We start from the raw sequence: 18,546 nt of genomic DNA on the forward strand, positions 1-18,546 counted from the left end.
CCCGAATCAGTAAGTCCGAGCCTTGGGCTCAAACGCGTCCATGGTGGTCGGCGCAAAGTTCACTGCGCGCTTGCCGACGCGCTTTTCCGCCGGGAAGAACATGGAGTGGCACAGCCAGTTCTCGTCGTCGCGATCCTGGAAATCCTCGCGCGCGTGAGCACCGCGGCTCTCGGTGCGGGTCTCTGCGGCAATCGCGGTGGCCTCGGCCACTTCCAGCAGGTTCTGCAGCTCCAGCGCTTCGATACGCGCGGTGTTGAAGGCACGACTCCTGTCGTCGAGACGCACATTCTCGATGCGGCCGCGCAGGTCTTCCAGTTTCTTCACACCTTCAGCCATGTAATCGCCGCGGCGGAATACGCCGAAGTGGTTCTGCATGACATTTTGCAGCTCTTTGCGCAGATCGGCGGCTTTCTCGCCGTCGTTGCTGTTCTCGAGGCGGTTCAGGCGCGCCATGGCCGCTTCGATATCGGACTCGGAAGCCTCGCGGTTCTCGATACCTTCGCGCAGGGCCTTTTCGATGAACAGACCGGAAGCGCGACCGAAGACCACCAGGTCCAGCAGCGAGTTGCCGCCGAGGCGGTTGGCGCCGTGTACGGAGACACAGGCAACTTCGCCACAGGCATAGAAGCCGTCGATGACCTGATCGTTGCCGGCGGCGTCCTGGGTCAGGGCCTGGCCGTGCACGTTGGTGGGGATACCGCCCATCATATAGTGACAGGTGGGCACCACCGGGATTGGCGCCTTGACCGGATCCACGTGGGCAAAGGTCTCGGCCAGCTCACAGATACCCGGCAGGCGGCTGTGCAGCACTTCCTCGCCCAGGTGGTCGAGCTTCAGGAACACGTGGTCACCATCGGGGCCGGCACCGCGGCCTTCGAGGATTTCCAGCACCATGGAGCGGGCCACCACGTCGCGGGACGCCAGGTCCTTCGCGTTGGGCGCGTAGCGCTCCATGAAACGCTCACCGTCTTTATTGATCAGGTAGCCGCCTTCACCGCGACAACCCTCGGTCACCAGTACACCGGCGCCGGCGATACCGGTCGGGTGGAACTGCCACATCTCGATATCCTGCACCGGCATGCCGGCGCGCAGGGCCATACCGACACCGTCACCGGTGTTGATGTGCGCGTTGGTGGTGGAGGCGAAGATACGGCCGGCACCGCCGGTGGCGAATACGGTGGCCTTGGACTTGATGAAGACCACTTCGCCATCTTCGATGCACATGGCAATCACGCCGACCACGGCGCCATCCTGGTTTTTCACCAGGTCAATCGCAAACCACTCGTTCAGGAACACGGTGTCGTGCTTGACGTTGTTCTGGTAGAGCGTGTGCAGCAGCGCGTGACCGGTACGGTCCGCTGCCGCACAGGTGCGTGCAGCCTGGCCGCCGCGACCGAAGTCCTTGGACTGGCCGCCGAACGGGCGCTGGTAGATACGACCCTCCTCGGTACGGGAGAAAGGCAGGCCCATGTGCTCGAGCTCGAATACCGCTTCCGGACCCACAGAACACATGTACTCGATCGCGTCCTGGTCACCGATATAGTCGGAACCCTTGACGGTGTCGTACATGTGCCAGCGCCAGTCGTCCTGCGGATCAGAACTGGCAATGGCGCAGGTAATGCCGCCCTGGGCGGACACCGTGTGCGAGCGAGTGGGGAATACTTTGGTGATGACCGCGGTTTTGAAACCGGACTGGGCCATCTGCAGGGCCGCGCGCATACCCGCGCCGCCACCACCGATTACGATGCCATCAAAGGTTATGGTTCGCATGTTCGACATAAATTACACCCCCCACAGAATTTCAACGCCCCAGACCACATAGATCACGGCAACCGCAGCCAGCAGCACTTCCACCAGCAGGCGTAGTGCGGTGGCCTTGGACCCCATCATGCGGTTGGTGATGTAGTCGGTTACTACAGACCAGAGACCGATCCAGGCGTGGACGACGGTGGAAAGTAGCGCAACCAGGCTAAAGACACGCACCCAGCGCTGGGCAAACAGCGCCGACCAGCTCTGGTAGCTGAAGTCGTCACTGCCAAAAATGAACCCCACAATAAAGAGGGTATAAGCGATCAGTACGAGGGCGGTGACCCGCTGGTACAACCAGTCAAAGGTACCGCTGCGACCGAAGCTTGTTACTGTACGAACTGTTTTCACCACAACCAGACCCCCGCCAGCAGAATAAGGATTACACTCAACACCAGCACCGTAACGGCGCCGCGACGGCCACCTTCGAGGGACTCACCGAGACCGAGGTCCATCAGCAGGTGACGAACACCGGCCAGCAGGTGGTAGATAAGAGCCGCCAGGGAGGCCCACAGGATGAGCTTGGCGGGAATACTGTTGAAGGCTGCCGCCACATCGGCGAAGCCCTGCTCGGATCCCAGGCTCACATCGAGCATATATAGCAGCAGAGCCACTACGGCGAAGAGAACGACGCCGGATACACGATGCAAAATGGAAACCAGAGCGGCAGCGGGAAGCTTGATAGTGGAAATGTCTAAATTGACAGGTCTGTTTTTGTTCACAGGAAAAACACCTTGTTGCCCTGAACGACCGGGCGCCCGTTAGCTTTTCAATGGAGGGGGCGAACTGCTTGCTGATCACTTTGCACACGACCTGTTTAAGCCATAAACAAAGCGGCCGTACCGTGGCGCAAGCCGCGCGGATTATAGGCATTCGATCTTCAAAACACAATGAACGCCTCAGCCCCGGTGTCGGGCCTCCTACTTTGGTAGGGGGGAAAGCCGCGCCCGGCGGGGGCGAACTTTCCGCGCAGATTCCGCCCCAAGCGCAGGTAAAAGCTCTAAGAGCGTGGGCGCTGACCGCATAACCTGTTGTTCAGAGACCGTTCGTTCACTCTATTTGGTTTGACAATTTGCGGCGCGCCACTTAAGTTTGGCCCGCTCAAAAGCCCACCGGAGCCTAAAAGGCGTGAAAATGGCCTGATCAGGTGCGCGCTTGCATGCAGCTGATGCCGGCATTGGAATTCCGCGGTCGCCCGTCCCGGCGCCCCTCCTGAGAATTCGCTTCACCCCGGCCCCGCCGCCCCGGCGGGTCGCCAGACCGCGCACGAAACCCGCCTACCGGGCGGTGGCGGCGCAGTCCCGCATGCAGTGCCCTGCAGTGAATGGCCATCCGCAATGGCAGTAAAAGAACATTTGAGGAGTCCGCAATGTCCGATAAAAAAGCGCAACTGAAGGTCGACGGGATCGACGGTAGCATCGACCTGCCGGTCCGTTCCGGCACCCTCGGCCCCGACGTTGTCGACGTCAGCAGCCTCGCGGGAAAGGGCTTGTTTACCTACGACCCGGGCTTCATGTCCACCGCCGCGTGCGAATCCCAGATCACCTTTATCGACGGCGCCAAGGGCCAGCTGCTGCACCGCGGCTACCCGATCGAGCAGCTGGCAGAGAAATCCGACTACCTGGAAACCTGCTACCTGCTGATGAACGGTGAACTGCCCGACGCCGAACAGAAGAAAGAATACGTCAACAGCATCATGAACCACACCATGGTGCACGAATCCATCATCAGCTTCTTCAAGGGCTTCCGCTACGACGCCCACCCGATGGCCATGATGTGCGGCGTTGTCGGCGCCCTCGCCTCCTTCTACCACGACTCCCTCGACATCACCGATCCGGAACACCGCAAGATCTCTGCTGACCGCCTGATCGCCAAGATGCCGACCCTGGCCGCCATGTGCTACAAGCACTCCAAGGGCCAGCCGTTCATGTATCCGGACAACAGCCTCAGCTACTCCGAGAACTTCCTGCACATGATGTTCGGCAACCCCTGTGAGCCGAGCAAGATCGACCCGATCGTGGCCAAGGCGATGGATATCATCTTCCTGCTGCACGCCGACCACGAGCAGAACGCCTCTACCTCCACCGTACGCCTGGCCGGCTCCTCCGGCGCCAACCCGTTTGCGTGCATTTCCTCCGGTATCGCCACCCTGTGGGGCCCGGCACACGGCGGCGCCAACGAGGCGGTGCTGAACATGCTGCAGGAGATCGGCGACGAGAGCCGCATCGACGAGTACGTGAAGAAGGCCAAGGACAAGAACGATCCGTTCCGCCTGATGGGCTTCGGCCACCGCGTGTACAAGAACTTCGACCCGCGCTCGCGCGTGATGCAGGGCATCTGCGACGAAGTCCTGGGCGCGATGGGCGCGGAGAACGACCCGCTGCTGAAGATCGCCAAGAAGCTGGAAAAGATCGCGCTGGAAGACGAGTACTTCGTCGAGAAGAAGCTCTACCCGAACGTCGACTTCTACTCCGGTATCATCATGAAGGCGATCGGTATCCCCACCGACATGTTCACCGTGATCTTTGCCACCGGCCGTACCGCCGGCTGGATCGCGCACTGGAACGAGATGATTTCCAACCCGTACAAGATCGGCCGTCCGCGCCAGCTGTATACCGGCCACACCCAGCGCGACTATGTGCCGCTGGACAAGCGCTGATAACACGCGCTTCTGAAACAGAAAACCCGGCCAAGGCCGGGTTTTTTGTGCGCCATCATAGCCCCGGGCGATGCCCGGCGCGCCGTCGCTGACCGCAAAGGCTCGCGACCTGTTTAGGATCACCGGTACCGACTACGGGAAAACCGGCGAAAAGTGAATACCCAATAAAAAAGCGGCCGAACTCTTTTCGACCGCTCCCACTATACCCAACAAGTTGACTGGCTCTACCCCCGCTGTTCACCTCGCTGAAGTCATTCCTTTCAGACCAGTGGTAACCCGCTGTGGGCCTATTTACGGGCTAGTCCAGTCTCGATCACGGACCGCTTGTCATTGCTCCCCTTTTCCTTCTGGGGACTGCTCTTACCCGGGCATTCCAATAATAGGGTCGCCGGCGGCAAATCCAAACTCTCAACAACAGGAGGTGCGGACTACGGTTTCAGCGGTTTTACCAGACCCTCGAGCCCCTCGATCTTGATCTCCAGCGTCAGCGCCATCAGTCGCCCGAGGCGCCCGGCCGGGAACTCCTTCCTGGCGAACCACAGCAGGTATTCTTCCGGCAAGTCTATCAGCGGCCGCCCGGCGTATTTGCCGAACGGCATGGGGGTACGGGCGATATCCAGTAGATCCTGTTTTTCCAGCATGTGCTCACCTCGGGTTCTGGGACAACCCTGCCCTCCATACCCTACATACAATGCAAAGTCGTCGATACTCAAATTCGTGGATTCCACAGCGCCACCATACACTGCTGCGGACAATCCTAGATGTCGTTCCGGGAGTATCTTATGTTCAAGGCATCCATTCATCGCATACAACGTATGGGACTCATTTCCTTCCTGCTGGCCAGCCTGGTCCTTGCCGGCTGTGCCGGCATGAGTACACAGGATCGCCGTATCGGCACCGGTGCCGGTATCGGCGCAGTGACCGGTGCAGTGCTCAGCGGCGGACGCGCGGGAGGCACGGCGGCCGGTGCGATACTCGGTGCCGGCGCCGGCTGGCTCTACGACCACAACAAGAGAAAGCGCTATTACTACGATCGCCACGGCAACCGCGTGTACGAGCGCTAGTTAGCGGTACGCACAACGAACAGGGGAGCCCCGGCTCCCCACCCCATTCTCCATTCTTGTTTTCGCTGGCATCTAACCTAATGGCTAAAGTAACTTGGTCTTGGTTTTACCGCAGCGCTGGCAGCGGTACTCCGTCACCAGCTTGCCCTGCCTGACGTCAAACTTGCGCTCGGTAACCACCTGCCACTTGTGAAAACCGTCGCGGCACAGGCTGCTGCCCTTGTGTTTCTGCCAGGCCGTCGTTTTCTTAGAGGGGCGTTTGAAGGGAAGAATATCGGCCATGTCAATTCCGTTGCAGTGGTTCGCCGGCGGCGGTGCTAAATCTCTCGAGCATAAAATCTACCAGCAGTGTCAATCGATGCGGCTGGTTGTGCCGGTCGCAATAGAGCATGTGGACTCTGCGCGGTTGGCCGCTCCAGCGCGGTAGCACCCGCACCAGCGCGCCCTGCTCCAGATAGGGCGCAGCAATATCTGTGGGCAGTAATCCGATCCCAACGCCATCGACAGTGGCCCGGCAGGCCACGTGCAAATCGTCCACCGCCAGGCGGACATTGGTGTCGGGAGTATAAGTGAAAGACACCCCATTGCCCTCTTCCTGCAATTTCCACACCGGCACCGGTCTGCCCAGCACCACCGGCACCTCGGCCAGCGCCTGTGGATGAGTGAGACTGTGCCATTCTGCCCGCCGGGCGCTGGCGCAGAGCAGGAATTGCACATCGGTCAGGGGCCGGGCAATCCACGCCAGGTTCTCCAGTTCACCGACGCGGAAAGCGATATCGATCGTCTGCTCGTCGATATCAATGTTGCGATTGGACAGGGTCAGGTCGATTTCAATCTGCGGGTACTGCAGCAGAAAATCATTCAGCGCCGGGCCGAGCCACTGCTGTGTGATATTGATCGGCGCGGCGATGCGCAGCTTGCCGCTGGCTCCGTGCTTCTCTTCGTACAGCGCCCCCGACACCTCGTCCAGCTCGCCCAGCAGCGGCCCGCAGCGCTCCAGATACCGCTGCCCGGTTCCGGTTGGCATCACCCGGTGCGCATCGCGATACAGCAGGCGCAAACCCAGGGATTGCTCAAGCCGGGTGAGGCGCCGGCTCAGTGTCGAGACCGGCACCGCCAGCTGTTGTGCGGCACGGGTCAGGCTGCCGGCGCGGGCCACCGCGCAGAACAGGCGCATATCATCGAGAGAGTAACCGGCTCTAGATTCCATTTGTGGAAAATAACATTGAGAAAAATATCGTTCCAGTCAAATTTGAAATCTATACACTGGCCGCCAAACTTCTGTGGTTAGCAATAGAGAGCGCTATGAAAAGGGATTCGACGGCGGCGACGATCGCCATGTTAACCATCTGCGTATTTTCCTGGGGCAGTGTCTTCCCCACCGCCAAGCTGGTCCTCGACCATATCAGCAGTCCGTCGCTGGTGCTGTGGCGCTTTGTGATCGCCATTGCCAGCCTGGCGCTCTACCTGGGGCTGCGCCGCCAGTCCTGGCCAGCGCTGTCGACCGCCCAGTACCTGGTGCTGGCGGTGATCGGCGCCCTCGGTATCGGCGGCTTCAACCTGGCGCTCTTCGCCGGCCTGCGTGAGACCACGGCCACCAACGGCGCACTGATCATGGCCCTGAGCCCGCTGGTCACCTCCCTGCTGGCAGCGCTGCTGGCGCGCCGGTGGCCGGACAGGACCCAGTGCTTCAGCCTGGCAGTTGCGCTCTGCGGCGTGGTGTTGGTCATCACCAACGGCGAGCTGCAAAGACTGCTGCAGCTCGACTTCAACCGCGGCGACCTGCTGATCATCTGCGGCATGTTGGCCTGGAGCGTCTATACCATCGCCTCCCAGCGGGTGGGCCACTGGCTGCCTACGGTAAGCTTTACCCTGGTCACGATGATTGCCGGTGGCCTGACCCTGTTGCTGTACAGCCTGGCGCGCCCGGATGTACACCCCTGGGCAGAACTCCGCGGACTGGCCCCCTGGGACCTGGGCGTGGTGGTCTATATCGGCCTGTTCGCTACAGTGATTGGCTATCTGTTCTGGATCAACGGCGTGCGCCGCCTCGGCCCGGCAAAGGCATCGCTGTTCTTCAATCTGGTGCCGGTGTTCGCCGCTCTTACTGCACTGGCCCTGGGCCAGCCGCTGACGGCGATCCAGTGTATCGGCACCGCCATAGTGCTGTTCGGGCTGACGACGCCGATGCTGCTGCGATTGCGGATGACGGGCAACGCGGCGACGCAGGCGGGCTAGCGGACTTAAAATTGCATGGGTGGGAAATAGCAGCGAGAAAACCCCGGTTCCAGCCAAACCTGAAGTTAATAGGGTATGGTTGGAAAACCCTGAATCTTTGCGAATTTCCTGACCGCCCATGGCCGAATCACAATCGACAAGCCGAATTCCGTCCCTATCTGTGGCATCGGTGTCATCCATCGATGATATTCCCGCGGCAGATTGGGACCGACTCAAGGCAGACACCAGCCCGTTTCTGCGGCATGCCTTTTTTGCCGCGCTTGAGCACAGCGGCTGCACGACAGCAACAACTGGCTGGCAACCCGCCCACCTGGTGTTGCGCCGGGGCGAGCGCACCGTCGGTATTATCCCCGCATTCCGTAAATATCACTCCATGGGCGAATATGTCTTTGACTGGGCCTGGGCCGACGCTTACGCCCGCTATGACCTGGACTACTACCCCAAACTCCTCATGGCCGTGCCTTTTACCCCCGCGCAGGGTGCGCGCCTGCTGCTGGAGCCCGAGCTGCGCGAACAGCTGACACCCGATGACCTGCACGGACTACTCAATGACATCGCAGCCAGGCTTGATTGCCACTCGTGGCACCTGCTCTTTCCACAGGCGGCCGACCGGCCCCTGCTCGAGCGGCCGGATAGCCTACACCGCCTCGGCTGCCAGTTTCACTGGATCAACCGGGACTACGAGTCCTTCGATGACTTCCTGGCCACGCTGACGTCGCGCAAACGCAAATCAATCCGCAAGGAGCGCCGCCAGGTGGCCGAACAGGGGATCGAATTTACCCATTTTCCGGGCACCGCCTTGCCCGGGCATATCCTCGAGACCTTTTTTACCTTCTACCAGGCCACCTATTTAAAACGCGGCCAGCGCCCCTATCTCAATCTTGAATTTTTCCGAATGCTGCGCGCCAAGCAGCCGGAGCAGATGCATATCGTGATGGCGCTCAAGGACGAGCAGATGATTGCCGGTGCCCTGTTCCTGCTGGGCGAAGGCACGCTCTACGGCCGCTACTGGGGCTGCCTGGAGGAATATCAGCACCTGCACTTCGAAACCTGTTACTACCAGGGCATCGAACTGGCCATCGCCAGAGGCCTGCACCGTTTCGATGCCGGCGCCCAGGGCGAGCACAAGCTGGTGCGAGGCTTCGAACCGCAGCTCACACACTCCTGGCACTGGGTAGCGCACCGCGGATTTACCCGGGCCATCGGGGATTTTTGTCGGGAAGAAGCGGAAGAGGTGCGCGCCTACCGGGAGAGCGCGCTGCAGGCATTGCCGTACCGCCGGGCGAATTAACGCAACAGCCTGCTCACCCCGCCATGGAGGGCATTTATGGGCCGCTCAGGCCTGTTCGCCCGCCGCATGGCCGGACGCCCAGGCCCACTGAAAGTTGTAGCCGCCCAGCCAGCCGGTCACATCCAGTACCTCGCCGATAAAATAGAGCCCCGGCTGTTGTTTGCACTCCATCGTGCGCGAGGAAACCTGATCGGTGTCGACGCCGCCGAGGGTGACCTCGGCGGTGCGGTAACCCTCGGTGCCGGCGGGCACCAGCGTCCAGGCCTGTAGCTGTGCACCGATCTCCGCCAGCGCGCGCTCGCCGTACTGTTTCAATGGGCGGCTGTCGATCCGCTGGCGCTGCAGGAAGAACTGCACCAGCTTTTTGCTCCACAGTTCCGCCAGCGCATTGTGCAGGTGGGTGTCCGGCTTGTCCGCGCACTGCGTCAGCAGCCATTGCCCCAGGTCCTTTCCCGGGGCCAGGTCGAATGTTACCGCCTCGCCCTCATGCCAGTGCGAGGAAATCTGCAGCACTGCCGGACCGGACAGGCCGCGGTGGGTAAACAGCATCTGCTCGCTGAACCCTCCCGCGCCACAACTGGCGCTCACCGCCAGCGCACTGCCGGGCAGCTCGCTCTGCTGCTGCAGCTGTTTTTTGTGCAGGGTAAAGGGCACCAGCGCCGCCCGCGTCGACACCACTTTCAGACCGAACTGGCGCGCGATGTCATAGCCAAAGCCGGTCGCGCCCATAGTGGGAATCGACAGGCCGCCGGTGGCAATCACCAGGGATTCACAGGTCACCGGCCCCAGGCTGGTGTGCAACCGATAGCCGCCCTGCTCCACCGCGATCGACTCGATCTGGCATTTGGTGCGGATCTGCGCCCTGGCCGCGCGGCACTCCGCCAGCAGCAGGTCGACGATATCCTTCGACTTGTTGTCGCAGAACAGCTGGCCGAGGGTCTTCTCGTGGTATGGAATCCCGTACTTTTCCACCAGCGCAATAAAGTCCCACTGGGTATAACGGGCCAGGGCCGATTTGCAGAAATGCGGATTCCGGCTGTAGAAGTTTTCCGGCGCAGTGTACAGGTTGGTGAAATTGCAGCGGCCGCCGCCGGACATCAGGATTTTCTTGCCCACCTTGTTGGCGTGGTCCAGCACCAGCACACGGCGCCCGCGGCTCGCCGCCGTGGCCGCGCACATCAGGCCCGCCGCGCCGGCGCCAATCACCAGGACATCGACAGATTCGGGCAGCTGACTGGGGGCGTTGTCATTCATCGAGAAGTGCCAAGCGGGGCGAGGGTCTTGATGGGGAGAGAACCCTGCGGCCGCATCGGCGACCGCAGGCAAAAAGGGCAATCAGGCCCGCGGCAGGGTCACGCCGCGCTGCCCCTGGTACTTGCCGCCGCGATCGGCATAGGACACATCGCAAACCTCATCGGACTCGAAGAACAGCATCTGCGCCACACCCTCGTGGGCGTAGATCTTCGCCGGCAGGTTGGTGGTGTTGGAGAACTCCAGGGTCACGTGCCCTTCCCACTCCGGCTCCAGCGGCGTCACGTTGACGATAATGCCGCAGCGCGCGTAGGTGGACTTGCCCAGGCAGATGGTCAGCACCGAGCGTGGAATGCGGAAGTACTCGACCGTGCGCGCCAGGGCGAAAGAGTTCGGCGGGATAATGCAGGAATCCCCCTCCACGTCGACAAAGCTGTTCTCGTCGAAGGTCTTCGGGTCCACGGTAGCCGAGTGCACATTGGTAAAGATCTTGAACTCACCGGAACAGCGCACATCGTAGCCGTAGCTGGAGGTACCGTAAGAGATCAGTCGCTCACCGTTGCCGTTCTGGCGCACCTGGCCCGGCTCAAACGGCTCGATCATCCCCTGCTGCTCGGCCATCCGGCGAATCCACTTGTCGGACTTGATACTCACTCGGTCCCCCGCTTGCGCTTGTCTGTTGTCAAAGAGGCGGAATCATAGCGGTTTTGCACTGTGCAAAAAAGTGCCAATCGGCCCGGGGCTCCGGCCTGCACCGCCCGGCGCGGAGCAATGCCGCGTAGACACCGCCGCCAAACGTAACGCCCCCCTTGTTGACCTGGATAATCTACTGTATAAATCAACAGTAATTGCTGTACACATATACAGTTAATCCCGCGAATGGGATGCAGAACGAGGGCCGCAAACCGTGAATAACGCCGAAAACTTTTTGCAAAACAAGCAGTTAGCTGAACAATCCAAGCAGCAGCGACTGGGTCGCCTACTGGCGCGGCCGGATATCTGGCGCGCGGCCAACGAACAGCAACGCCAGCGCAGCGGTATCGCCACCGGCAGCGCCACCCTCGATGCCCTGCTCACCGGCCGCGGCTGGCCCCGCGGCGCCACCACCGAACTGCTGCTCGATCGCTCCGGTGTCGGCGAACTCTCCCTACTGCTGCCGGCGCTGGCGGCCGCAACCCGGCAGGGACAGATGGTCGCTCTCGTCAATCCGCCCCATATTCCCTACGCCCCGGCGCTCGCCGCCGCCGGTGTACAACTGGAAAAGCTGCTGATCCTGTACCCGCGCGGATATAAAGACGAGCTCTGGGCCATCGAGCAAACCCTGCAGTCCGGCTGCTGTGGTGCCCTGCTCAGCTGGCAGGGCCGACAGGCGCCGGTGGACAAGGACCTGCGCCGCCTGCAGATCGCGGCCCGCGAGGGCGATTGTGTGCACTTCCAGTTCCGCCCCCGAACCTGTGCCGCCAGCCCCTCGCCGGCCAGCCTGCGCCTGCAGCTGCACAGCGACGGCGAGCAGCTGGGCGTACAGCTCTTGAAGCAACTCGGCGGCCGCTCTGGCCAGCGCCTGCACCTGGCCCGCAGCGCCGATCTGGTACGCCGCGACCAGCCGCTGCATTAACGGTGCAAGATTAAAGGAGACGGTCGCATGCTCTGGCTCTGTATCCAATTCCCCAAGCTGCCGCTGGAAGTCCTGACCCGCGCCCAGCGCGAAGCGCCGCAAAAGTGCCCCCAGGCCGTGGTAGAGCAGCAATTGATTGCGGGCACCAACAGCGCCGCCGCCGAACGCGGCGTGGAGGCCGGTCTCACCATCGCCACCGCCAATGCCCTGTGCGCCGACCTGCAGCTGCTGCCGCGCGATACCCAGCGGGAAGCGCAGATGCTGCAGCAGCTGGCCCAATGGGGATACAGCTTTACTCCGGTGGTCTCGCCGTCCGCCGCCGGCTCGGTGGACGCCGGTGATGATCATTACGCCTGCCTGTACCTGGAGCTGGGCGGCTCCCTCAAGGCCAGCGGCGGCCTGGCCCCACTGTTACAGCAACTGCAGCGCGAACTGCGCCAGATGCGCCTCAGTGCCTTTATGGGGCTGGGCCACAGCCCCAGCGCCGCACGCATGCTGAGCCTGCTGCCAGAACACCGCCAGTGGCTGCGCGATGCGCGCAGCGCACCCACAGCCCAACAGTGGCGCCAGTGGATCAGCTTTGCACCCAGCAAACTGCTCGACTGTGACCACAAGACCACCGCCAAGCTCTACGCCTGCGGTATCAAGCGGGTCAGCCAGCTGCTCGCCATCCCCCTGTCGGAAGTCGGCAGCCGCTTCGGTCGCGGCTTTATCGACTACCTGGCGCGCCTGAACGGCACCCGCCCGGATCCGGTGCCCAGCTACCAGCCACCGCCGGAATTCCACAGCGAATTATTCTTTCCCAGCCCGCTGGACAACAGCGAACAACTGCTGTTTCCCGCCGGCCGCTTGGTGCGGGAGCTGTGCCAACAACTGCAGCGCCGCCAGCTGTACAGCCAACAGCTGCGCTGGAAGCTGGATTTCGGCCAGCGCGGCTGCCAGGTGTTCAGTGTGGAGACCTCGCGGCCGCTACTGGATCCACAGCGACTGATCGCACTGACGAAGTTACAGCTGGAAAGGCTTGTGCTGGAACAGCCGGTGCAAGCCGTCAGCCTCACCTGCGACCAACTGTTGCCGCTGCAACAGGGCCAGCTGGATGACGACCTGTTCGGCGAGAGCAATCAACTGCAACGCAGCCACCAACTGCTGGATAAACTCAAGGCCCGCCTCGGCCACCAGGCCCTGGCTGGCGTCACGCTGAAAGAGAGCCACTTACCGGAACAGGCCTGGCAGAGCGCTGACACCCTGGTGCTGCAGAGCAACCGCGGCAGCAGCGGCCACCAGCTGCAACCGGTCAGCGCACCGCGCCCCACCTGGCTGCTGCCGCAGCCAGACAAATTGCACAGCCGCGCACACAAGCTCTTTTATGGCAGCGAAATCCAGCTGCTACAGGGCCCCGAGCGCATCGATGGCTACTGGTGGCAACACGCCCGCCACGCGCGGGATTACTACCTAGCACGCAGTGAAGAAGGCAGCCTCTATTGGGTGTTTCAGGACCTGACCTCGGAGGATTGGTATTTGCACGGCGTTTACGCCTGAGCCCCTCGCCGGCGCCCTTAAACAGATTTCCCCTTCCATGCAGTACGCCGAACTCATCTGTCAGAGTAATTTTTCCTTTCTGCAGGGTGCCTCCCACCCGCAGGAGCTGGTACAAACCGCGCATCAACTGGGTTACCGGGCACTGGCCATCACCGACGAGTGCTCCCTGTCCGGGGTAGTACGCGCCTACCGGGAGTTGCAGAACCTACAAGCGGTAGGCAGCGCGCTCAAACTGATCTGCGGCAGCCTCTTCCGCCTGCAGGAGGGCGGGCAGATCGTGCTGCTGGCTCCCTGTAAAACCGCCTACAGCGAACTCTGCCAGCTGATTTCCACCTCGCGGCTGCGCGAGGAAAAAGGCAAATACCGCACCCATTTGCAGGACCTGCTGCAACTGTGCCACGAGACTATTGCCATCTGGCTACCACAGCAGACACCACCGGCCATTCCGGCAGATTTGAAGCAACATTTTCACGGACGACTGTACATTGCCCTCGGCAACCGCCTGCTGCCCCGGCAGAACTCCCACAACATCGAATTGCGGGAGTACGCCCGGCGTGAGCAATTGCCACTGGTGGCGAGCAGCGCCGCCCTGATGCACTGCCGTAGCCGCAAACCGCTGCAGGATGTGCTCAACGCTACCTACCATCATTGCACCCTGGACCAACTCGGCTACCGCCTGGAACAGAACGCCGAGCGCTACCTGCGCAGTCCCGCCGATATCGCCGCACTGTATCCCCGCGAGACCATTGACAACAGTATTGCCATCGCCGGGCAATGCCATTTCTGCCTCGGCGAACTGCGCTACCAGTATCCGTCCGAAGTAGTCCCCGCCGGCCGGCAAGTCAGCGCTTACCTGCGTGAACTGGTAGAGGAAGGAACAGGAAAACGCTGGCCCAATGGTCCCGAGGAGCGCATCGCCGCGCAGATCGAAAAAGAGCTGCGGATCATCGCCGAGCTGGAATACGAGCACTATTTCCTCACCATCCACGATATCGTCCAGTACGCGCGCAGCCAGCACATCCTCTACCAGGGGCGCGGCTCCGCCGCCAACTCGGTGGTGTGTTACTGCCTGTTTATCACCGAAATCGATCCGCACAAGATCGGCCTGCTGTTCGAGCGCTTTATCTCCCGCGAGCGCAACGAACCGCCGGATATCGATGTGGATTTCGAACACGAAAGGCGCGAGGAAATCATTCAGTACATCTATCGCAAGTTCGGCCGCGAGCGCGCCGGCCTCGCCGCCAGCAAAATCAGCTACCGCTTCAAGAGTGCGCTGCGCGATATCGGCAAGGCGCTGGGTATCGGCGCCGCCACCATCGAGCAGCTGATCGCCGAGCGCGCCTGGTGGGACAAGCTGGAAGACTTTCCGCGACAGATGCAAAAGGTCGGTATAGACCCGAGCAGCACCAGTGGCCGCGCGCTACCAAAGCTGCTGGAACAAATCTACGGCTTTCCTCGCCACCTGTCCCAGCATGTGGGCGGCTTCGTGATTACCGAACAGCCGCTGCACACGATGGTGCCGATCGAGAATGCCGCCATGGAGGGGCGCACCATCGTGCAGTGGGACAAGGAGGATATCGAAGACCTGAAACTGATGAAGGTGGATATTCTCGCGCTGGGCATGCTCACGGCACTGCGCAAGTCGCTGGACTATATCGCCCTCTATGGCCCCAGGCTGCGGCTACAGGACATTCCGCCGGAAGATAAAAGCGTTTACCAGATGATCAGCCGCGCCGATACCGTCGGCGTTTTCCAGGTCGAATCCCGCGCGCAGATGAGCATGCTGCCGCGGCTGCGCCCGCAGGGCTTTTACGAGCTCACGATCGAGATCGCCATCGTTCGCCCCGGGCCCATCCAGGGCGGTATGGTGCACCCCTACCTGAAACGTAAACAGGGCCTGGAACCCGTTACCTACCCGCACGAAAACCTGCGCCCGGTGCTCGAGCGCACCCTGGGCGTGCCCATCTTCCAGGAACAGGTGATCCAGCTGTCCATGGTCGCCGCCGGCTTCAGCGGCGGCGAAGCCGACGAACTGCGCCGCGCCATGGCCAGCTGGGGCAAGAACGGCGACCTGTACAAGTTCAGGGACAAATTGATCCAGGGCATGCGCGCCAACGGCTACCGCGCCGACTTCGCCGAACAGCTGTTCAACCAGATGAAAGGCTTCGGTGCCTACGGCTTCCCCGAATCCCATTCCGCCAGCTTCGCCCTGCTGGCCTACTTCTCCGCCTGGATCAAATATCACCACCCGGCCGCCTTCTACTGCGGCCTGCTCAACAGCCAGCCGATGGGCTTCTACGCCCCCGCCCAACTGGTTTACGACGCCCAGCGCCACAACGTGAAAGTGCTGCCCATCGATGTGCTCTACAGCCATTGGGAACACCGGCTGCAACCCCCGATGCCGCCCCGAAGCACACCGGAATCCGACAACGCGCAAAGCCCCACTGGGGCTATAAGCCAGCCGCCACTGCGCCTGGGCCTGCGTCTGATCCAAGGCCTGGGGGAGGAAACCGCAACTACCATCACCCGACTGCGGGAGAACCACACCTTCAGCTCCCTGATGCAATTCCGCGCCCAGGCCCAGCTCCCCAGAGACCAGCTCGCCGCCCTCGCCAGCGCCGACGCCCTGCAGAGCCTCAGCGACAACCGCTATCTGGAAACCTGGCAGGCGCTGAATCAGGAGGCCCAGTCGCACACAACCACCCTGCACAGCCCCGGCAACTCCGCGGAAGACAACACCTACAGCGATTACTCCAGCACCGGGCTGAGCCTGCGCCAGCACCCCATCGCGCTGCTGCGCAAACGCGGCAGCTTCGGCCACTGTGCCACAGCCACGGACCTCGCCCGGCTCGCAAACGGCCGGCGGACCAATGTCCTCGGTCTGGTCACCTGCCGCCAACGGCCCGGCAGCGCTGCAGGTGTGCTGTTCCTGACCCTGGAGGACGAGAGTGGTCCGGTCAATGTCGTCTTGTGGGAACAGGTGCAGCAGCGCTACCGGGCGGAGATTCAGCGGGGAATCATTCTGGAAATCAGTGGAACCACGCAGATCAGTGTGGAAGGATCAGCCGACGGCAGTTCGGTTATTCACCTGGTGGGGCGAGAGATCCGCTGTTGGGAGTGGGGGGAGGTGCAGGCGGTGAGGAGCTTTCACTGATGCAGAACCTCCACCAAGCGATTATGGACAGACCATACCCAAAAATCTTAAGCAGCTCCATGCGGAAAGGCACCTAGCACGCAGCTCATCCACCACGGCCTAAAGCGCACCATCAAGTACGACCTGCAAATTGTCGATATCAGTCAACTCCATTAAAGCTGTAATCAAGATCTTCGATAACACCAGCGGCTAACTTTCAAGAAGCTGCGATGTTGCCGAGGATCACATGGATTCACCGAGTATGGACGGGCCACATTGGACTGGATCAACAACTGAACAACTGAAAGAAAGCCAATGAGTTATACGACCAATTACACGCATCATCTGAAAAACCGCAACCGACTTGGCTCCCACCAACCCACCTACCACCAAGAGCTTTATTTCAAACGGTTACCATACAGTTAAAAAGTATTCTCAACAATCGGCCAAAAAGAACCGGTAAATGCAGCGCCCTCCGCCCAAAACCTTGGACCACGGAACACTTCAGGAGCACCAGCTTGTTGAAGTAAATATGCTGAACACAAGCCAACATAAAGCAACAGCACACCAAGAACCACCCCACCTGTAGCCAGGCTTTGGCAACTACTGGAACTGCCCTTCTGAAAGCCAATCTTGGGGACACCGACCTCGCTCACTCTACTAACACCCGTTACGCCACCAAATAGAAGGCCAGCAAACAAAAAAAGCAAAGTCTGCGGGATAGGCATAACCACAACACCACTAAACAACGAGTAAATAGCAGCCGCTAGAACCGAAACCAGAAGCCCCGCATAAATGTTCTTTTCACCAAAACGCTCGTCGTGACAAATACAGAATTTATGCGCCACATACAGAACACGAACCAGGGCAGCCACTGCAGCTATAGCCCCTATTGCCCCCCACTCATATATAAACTGCAGGAAGCTACTATGCGGATGCCCTTCATGACGGTGGAAGGAATGATAAGAAAATGCATCCTCGCCCTTACCAATGAAGAAGTTAGACCAATCCAATGCATCGATAAGCCTAGCCCAAATGGTAAGACGCCCGCTAGTATGTTCTCTAAGCACATCGGAACTAGGCCCTGAAAACTGAACGAACTGATTAATCGCGCAGTAAAAAGCAAAAGCCAACAATGCAACCAACCCCATCACCTGCAGATCTCTTCGCCACGGCTTCAAAACTAGATAAGCCAAAACTGCTGCACCGAGAAGCCCAACAAGCAACCCTCTTGCCCCACCACAAAATGCAAGCAGCAAATTAACAAACAAGAAAAAATAGGCTATTTTCTTAACATTGGTGCGCACAGCCCATATAGCGATAAGCGGAACCAGAAAGACTTGTATCTGGTTAAAAAAGCGATAGTGCTCAACACCGGGATATAGCAAAGCGGCATTTAATGAATCCCCAACCGAAACCTCAAACACCAAAAATAGCAACGCTTTAAAAACCATCAATGCATGAAGGACCAAGACCCCGGTAATAACCCATGACGTCAACTGGTCACGAGCCATGAAAAAACCAGCGCAGAAAACACTCAACAACAGCAACCAATGCAAGCTGGCAAACAGCGAATGCGTAGGATTTTCCGAAAATAAACTACTCAAAAAAACGGATACCAGAGAAACTCCCCACAAGTAAACTAACTGCCTATCCTGAAATAGCAGTGAAACTGACCGACGATATTCCCGAAAACAGAAACACAAAGTAAACAGGCAGATCAACACAACCTGCATAACCCGCTTATGGTCGTAAGGCGTGACGGATAAGCTTAAATCGAAGGAGTTGAAGCTCACAAAAAACCAAAACCAGCAAAGTAGAACTGACACCCACCCTAGAAACACAGGATGCTTTACCACTCCGCCCACTGCCTTGATGTTTGCATACACCATTATCAATTCATCCACCAATAAACTGCGGTGACAGCACACCGAGACAACCAATTAAAGC

The 18,546-nt window shown here is 60.2% G+C and carries 16 protein-coding genes; 7 read left to right on the forward strand and 9 right to left on the reverse strand.

Annotated elements, in window-relative coordinates; genetic code table 11:
- Positions 1-6: 6 nt before the first annotated feature.
- From sdhA to sdhC, 3 genes are read right to left on the reverse strand one after another with little or no spacing between them, the layout of a single operon-like run.
- Positions 7-1,779: a succinate dehydrogenase flavoprotein subunit gene (gene sdhA / locus ABDK11_RS13910; RefSeq protein ID WP_346837117.1), complete on the reverse strand. Its 1,773-nt coding sequence runs from the start codon at positions 1,777-1,779 to the stop codon at positions 7-9.
- Between the two features lie 3 nt (positions 1,780-1,782).
- Complete coding sequence (sdhD, locus tag ABDK11_RS13915; protein WP_346840204.1) at positions 1,783-2,157, reverse strand: succinate dehydrogenase, hydrophobic membrane anchor protein; 375 nt, start codon at positions 2,155-2,157, stop codon at positions 1,783-1,785.
- Positions 2,154-2,528, reverse strand: coding sequence for a succinate dehydrogenase, cytochrome b556 subunit (gene sdhC, locus ABDK11_RS13920; RefSeq protein WP_346837118.1), 375 nt, complete (start codon positions 2,526-2,528; stop codon positions 2,154-2,156). Before sdhC ends, sdhD begins: the two co-directional genes overlap by 4 nt.
- Positions 2,529-3,175: 647 nt before the next feature.
- On the opposite strand from sdhC, the gene gltA reads away from it, so the two are divergent.
- The gene (gene gltA / locus ABDK11_RS13925) at positions 3,176-4,465 is read left to right on the forward strand and encodes a citrate synthase (protein WP_346837119.1); all 1,290 of its coding nucleotides are present in this window, start codon (positions 3,176-3,178) and stop codon (positions 4,463-4,465) included.
- A gap of 428 nt (positions 4,466-4,893) precedes the next feature.
- Here gltA and ABDK11_RS13930 read toward each other — a convergent pair whose 3' ends face one another.
- Entirely contained in the window at positions 4,894-5,106 is a 213-nt protein-coding gene (locus ABDK11_RS13930; RefSeq protein ID WP_346837120.1) for a DUF3820 family protein, read from the reverse strand.
- A 141-nt stretch (positions 5,107-5,247) separates the two neighbouring features.
- Between ABDK11_RS13930 and ABDK11_RS13935 the strand changes: the two genes are divergently transcribed.
- Entirely contained in the window at positions 5,248-5,529 is a 282-nt protein-coding gene (locus ABDK11_RS13935; protein WP_346837121.1) for a hypothetical protein, read from the forward strand.
- An 84-nt stretch (positions 5,530-5,613) separates the two neighbouring features.
- Here the strand turns inward: ABDK11_RS13935 and ABDK11_RS13940 are convergent, their stop codons facing one another.
- Positions 5,614-5,811 carry a hypothetical protein gene (locus ABDK11_RS13940; RefSeq protein WP_346837122.1) on the reverse strand — a complete coding sequence of 66 codons (198 nt, stop codon included), beginning with the start codon at positions 5,809-5,811 and terminating at the stop codon, positions 5,614-5,616.
- 1 nt (position 5,812) lies between these two features.
- Positions 5,813-6,739, reverse strand: coding sequence for a LysR substrate-binding domain-containing protein (locus ABDK11_RS13945; RefSeq protein WP_346837123.1), 927 nt, complete (start codon positions 6,737-6,739; stop codon positions 5,813-5,815).
- A gap of 95 nt (positions 6,740-6,834) precedes the next feature.
- On the opposite strand from ABDK11_RS13945, the gene ABDK11_RS13950 reads away from it, so the two are divergent.
- Both ABDK11_RS13950 and ABDK11_RS13955 read left to right on the forward strand, forming a co-directional pair.
- The gene (locus ABDK11_RS13950; RefSeq protein WP_346837124.1) at positions 6,835-7,767 is read left to right on the forward strand and encodes a DMT family transporter; all 933 of its coding nucleotides are present in this window, start codon (positions 6,835-6,837) and stop codon (positions 7,765-7,767) included.
- 169 nt (positions 7,768-7,936) lie between these two features.
- On the forward strand, positions 7,937-9,058 hold the full coding sequence (locus ABDK11_RS13955; RefSeq protein ID WP_346837125.1) for a GNAT family N-acetyltransferase: 1,122 nt from the start codon (positions 7,937-7,939) through the stop codon (positions 9,056-9,058).
- 45 nt (positions 9,059-9,103) lie between these two features.
- Here the strand turns inward: ABDK11_RS13955 and ABDK11_RS13960 are convergent, their stop codons facing one another.
- Both ABDK11_RS13960 and dcd read right to left on the reverse strand, forming a co-directional pair.
- Positions 9,104-10,312: an NAD(P)/FAD-dependent oxidoreductase gene (locus ABDK11_RS13960; protein ID WP_346837126.1), complete on the reverse strand. Its 1,209-nt coding sequence runs from the start codon at positions 10,310-10,312 to the stop codon at positions 9,104-9,106.
- An 81-nt stretch (positions 10,313-10,393) separates the two neighbouring features.
- A complete protein-coding gene (dcd, locus tag ABDK11_RS13965) occupies positions 10,394-10,963 on the reverse strand; it encodes a dCTP deaminase (RefSeq protein WP_346837127.1) in 570 nt (189 codons plus the stop codon).
- Between the two features lie 253 nt (positions 10,964-11,216).
- Between dcd and imuA the strand changes: the two genes are divergently transcribed.
- From imuA to ABDK11_RS13980, 3 genes are read left to right on the forward strand one after another with little or no spacing between them, the layout of a single operon-like run.
- Positions 11,217-11,924 (forward strand): translesion DNA synthesis-associated protein ImuA, encoded by a 708-nt coding sequence (gene imuA, locus ABDK11_RS13970; protein WP_346837128.1) that lies wholly within the window; start codon positions 11,217-11,219, stop codon positions 11,922-11,924.
- Positions 11,925-11,951: 27 nt separating this feature from the next.
- Positions 11,952-13,463, forward strand: a complete 1,512-nt coding sequence (locus ABDK11_RS13975) for a DNA polymerase Y family protein (protein ID WP_346837129.1) — start codon at positions 11,952-11,954, stop codon at positions 13,461-13,463.
- A gap of 37 nt (positions 13,464-13,500) precedes the next feature.
- Positions 13,501-16,617 carry an error-prone DNA polymerase gene (locus ABDK11_RS13980; RefSeq protein WP_346837130.1) on the forward strand — a complete coding sequence of 1,039 codons (3,117 nt, stop codon included), beginning with the start codon at positions 13,501-13,503 and terminating at the stop codon, positions 16,615-16,617.
- 401 nt (positions 16,618-17,018) lie between these two features.
- Here the strand turns inward: ABDK11_RS13980 and ABDK11_RS13985 are convergent, their stop codons facing one another.
- Positions 17,019-18,503 (reverse strand): O-antigen ligase family protein, encoded by a 1,485-nt coding sequence (locus ABDK11_RS13985; protein WP_346837131.1) that lies wholly within the window; start codon positions 18,501-18,503, stop codon positions 17,019-17,021.
- Positions 18,504-18,546: the final 43 nt, after the last annotated feature.

Origin of the sequence: Microbulbifer sp. SAOS-129_SWC (assembly GCF_039696035.1) — a bacterium.
In the GTDB taxonomy this organism is placed as follows: domain Bacteria; phylum Pseudomonadota; class Gammaproteobacteria; order Pseudomonadales; family Cellvibrionaceae; genus Microbulbifer.

Coding starts and splice junctions, on each gene's coding strand:
- sdhA (WP_346837117.1), bottom strand. CDS start 1,779: ATGTCGAACATGCGAACCATAACCTTTGATGGCATCGTAATCGGTGGT.
- gltA (WP_346837119.1), top strand. CDS start 3,176: ATGTCCGATAAAAAAGCGCAACTGAAGGTCGACGGGATCGACGGTAGC.
- ABDK11_RS13930 (WP_346837120.1), bottom strand. CDS start 5,106: ATGCTGGAAAAACAGGATCTACTGGATATCGCCCGTACCCCCATGCCG.
- ABDK11_RS13935 (WP_346837121.1), top strand. CDS start 5,248: ATGTTCAAGGCATCCATTCATCGCATACAACGTATGGGACTCATTTCC.
- ABDK11_RS13940 (WP_346837122.1), bottom strand. CDS start 5,811: ATGGCCGATATTCTTCCCTTCAAACGCCCCTCTAAGAAAACGACGGCC.
- ABDK11_RS13945 (WP_346837123.1), bottom strand. CDS start 6,739: ATGGAATCTAGAGCCGGTTACTCTCTCGATGATATGCGCCTGTTCTGC.
- ABDK11_RS13950 (WP_346837124.1), top strand. CDS start 6,835: ATGAAAAGGGATTCGACGGCGGCGACGATCGCCATGTTAACCATCTGC.
- ABDK11_RS13960 (WP_346837126.1), bottom strand. CDS start 10,312: ATGAATGACAACGCCCCCAGTCAGCTGCCCGAATCTGTCGATGTCCTG.
- ABDK11_RS13975 (WP_346837129.1), top strand. CDS start 11,952: ATGCTCTGGCTCTGTATCCAATTCCCCAAGCTGCCGCTGGAAGTCCTG.
- ABDK11_RS13980 (WP_346837130.1), top strand. CDS start 13,501: ATGCAGTACGCCGAACTCATCTGTCAGAGTAATTTTTCCTTTCTGCAG.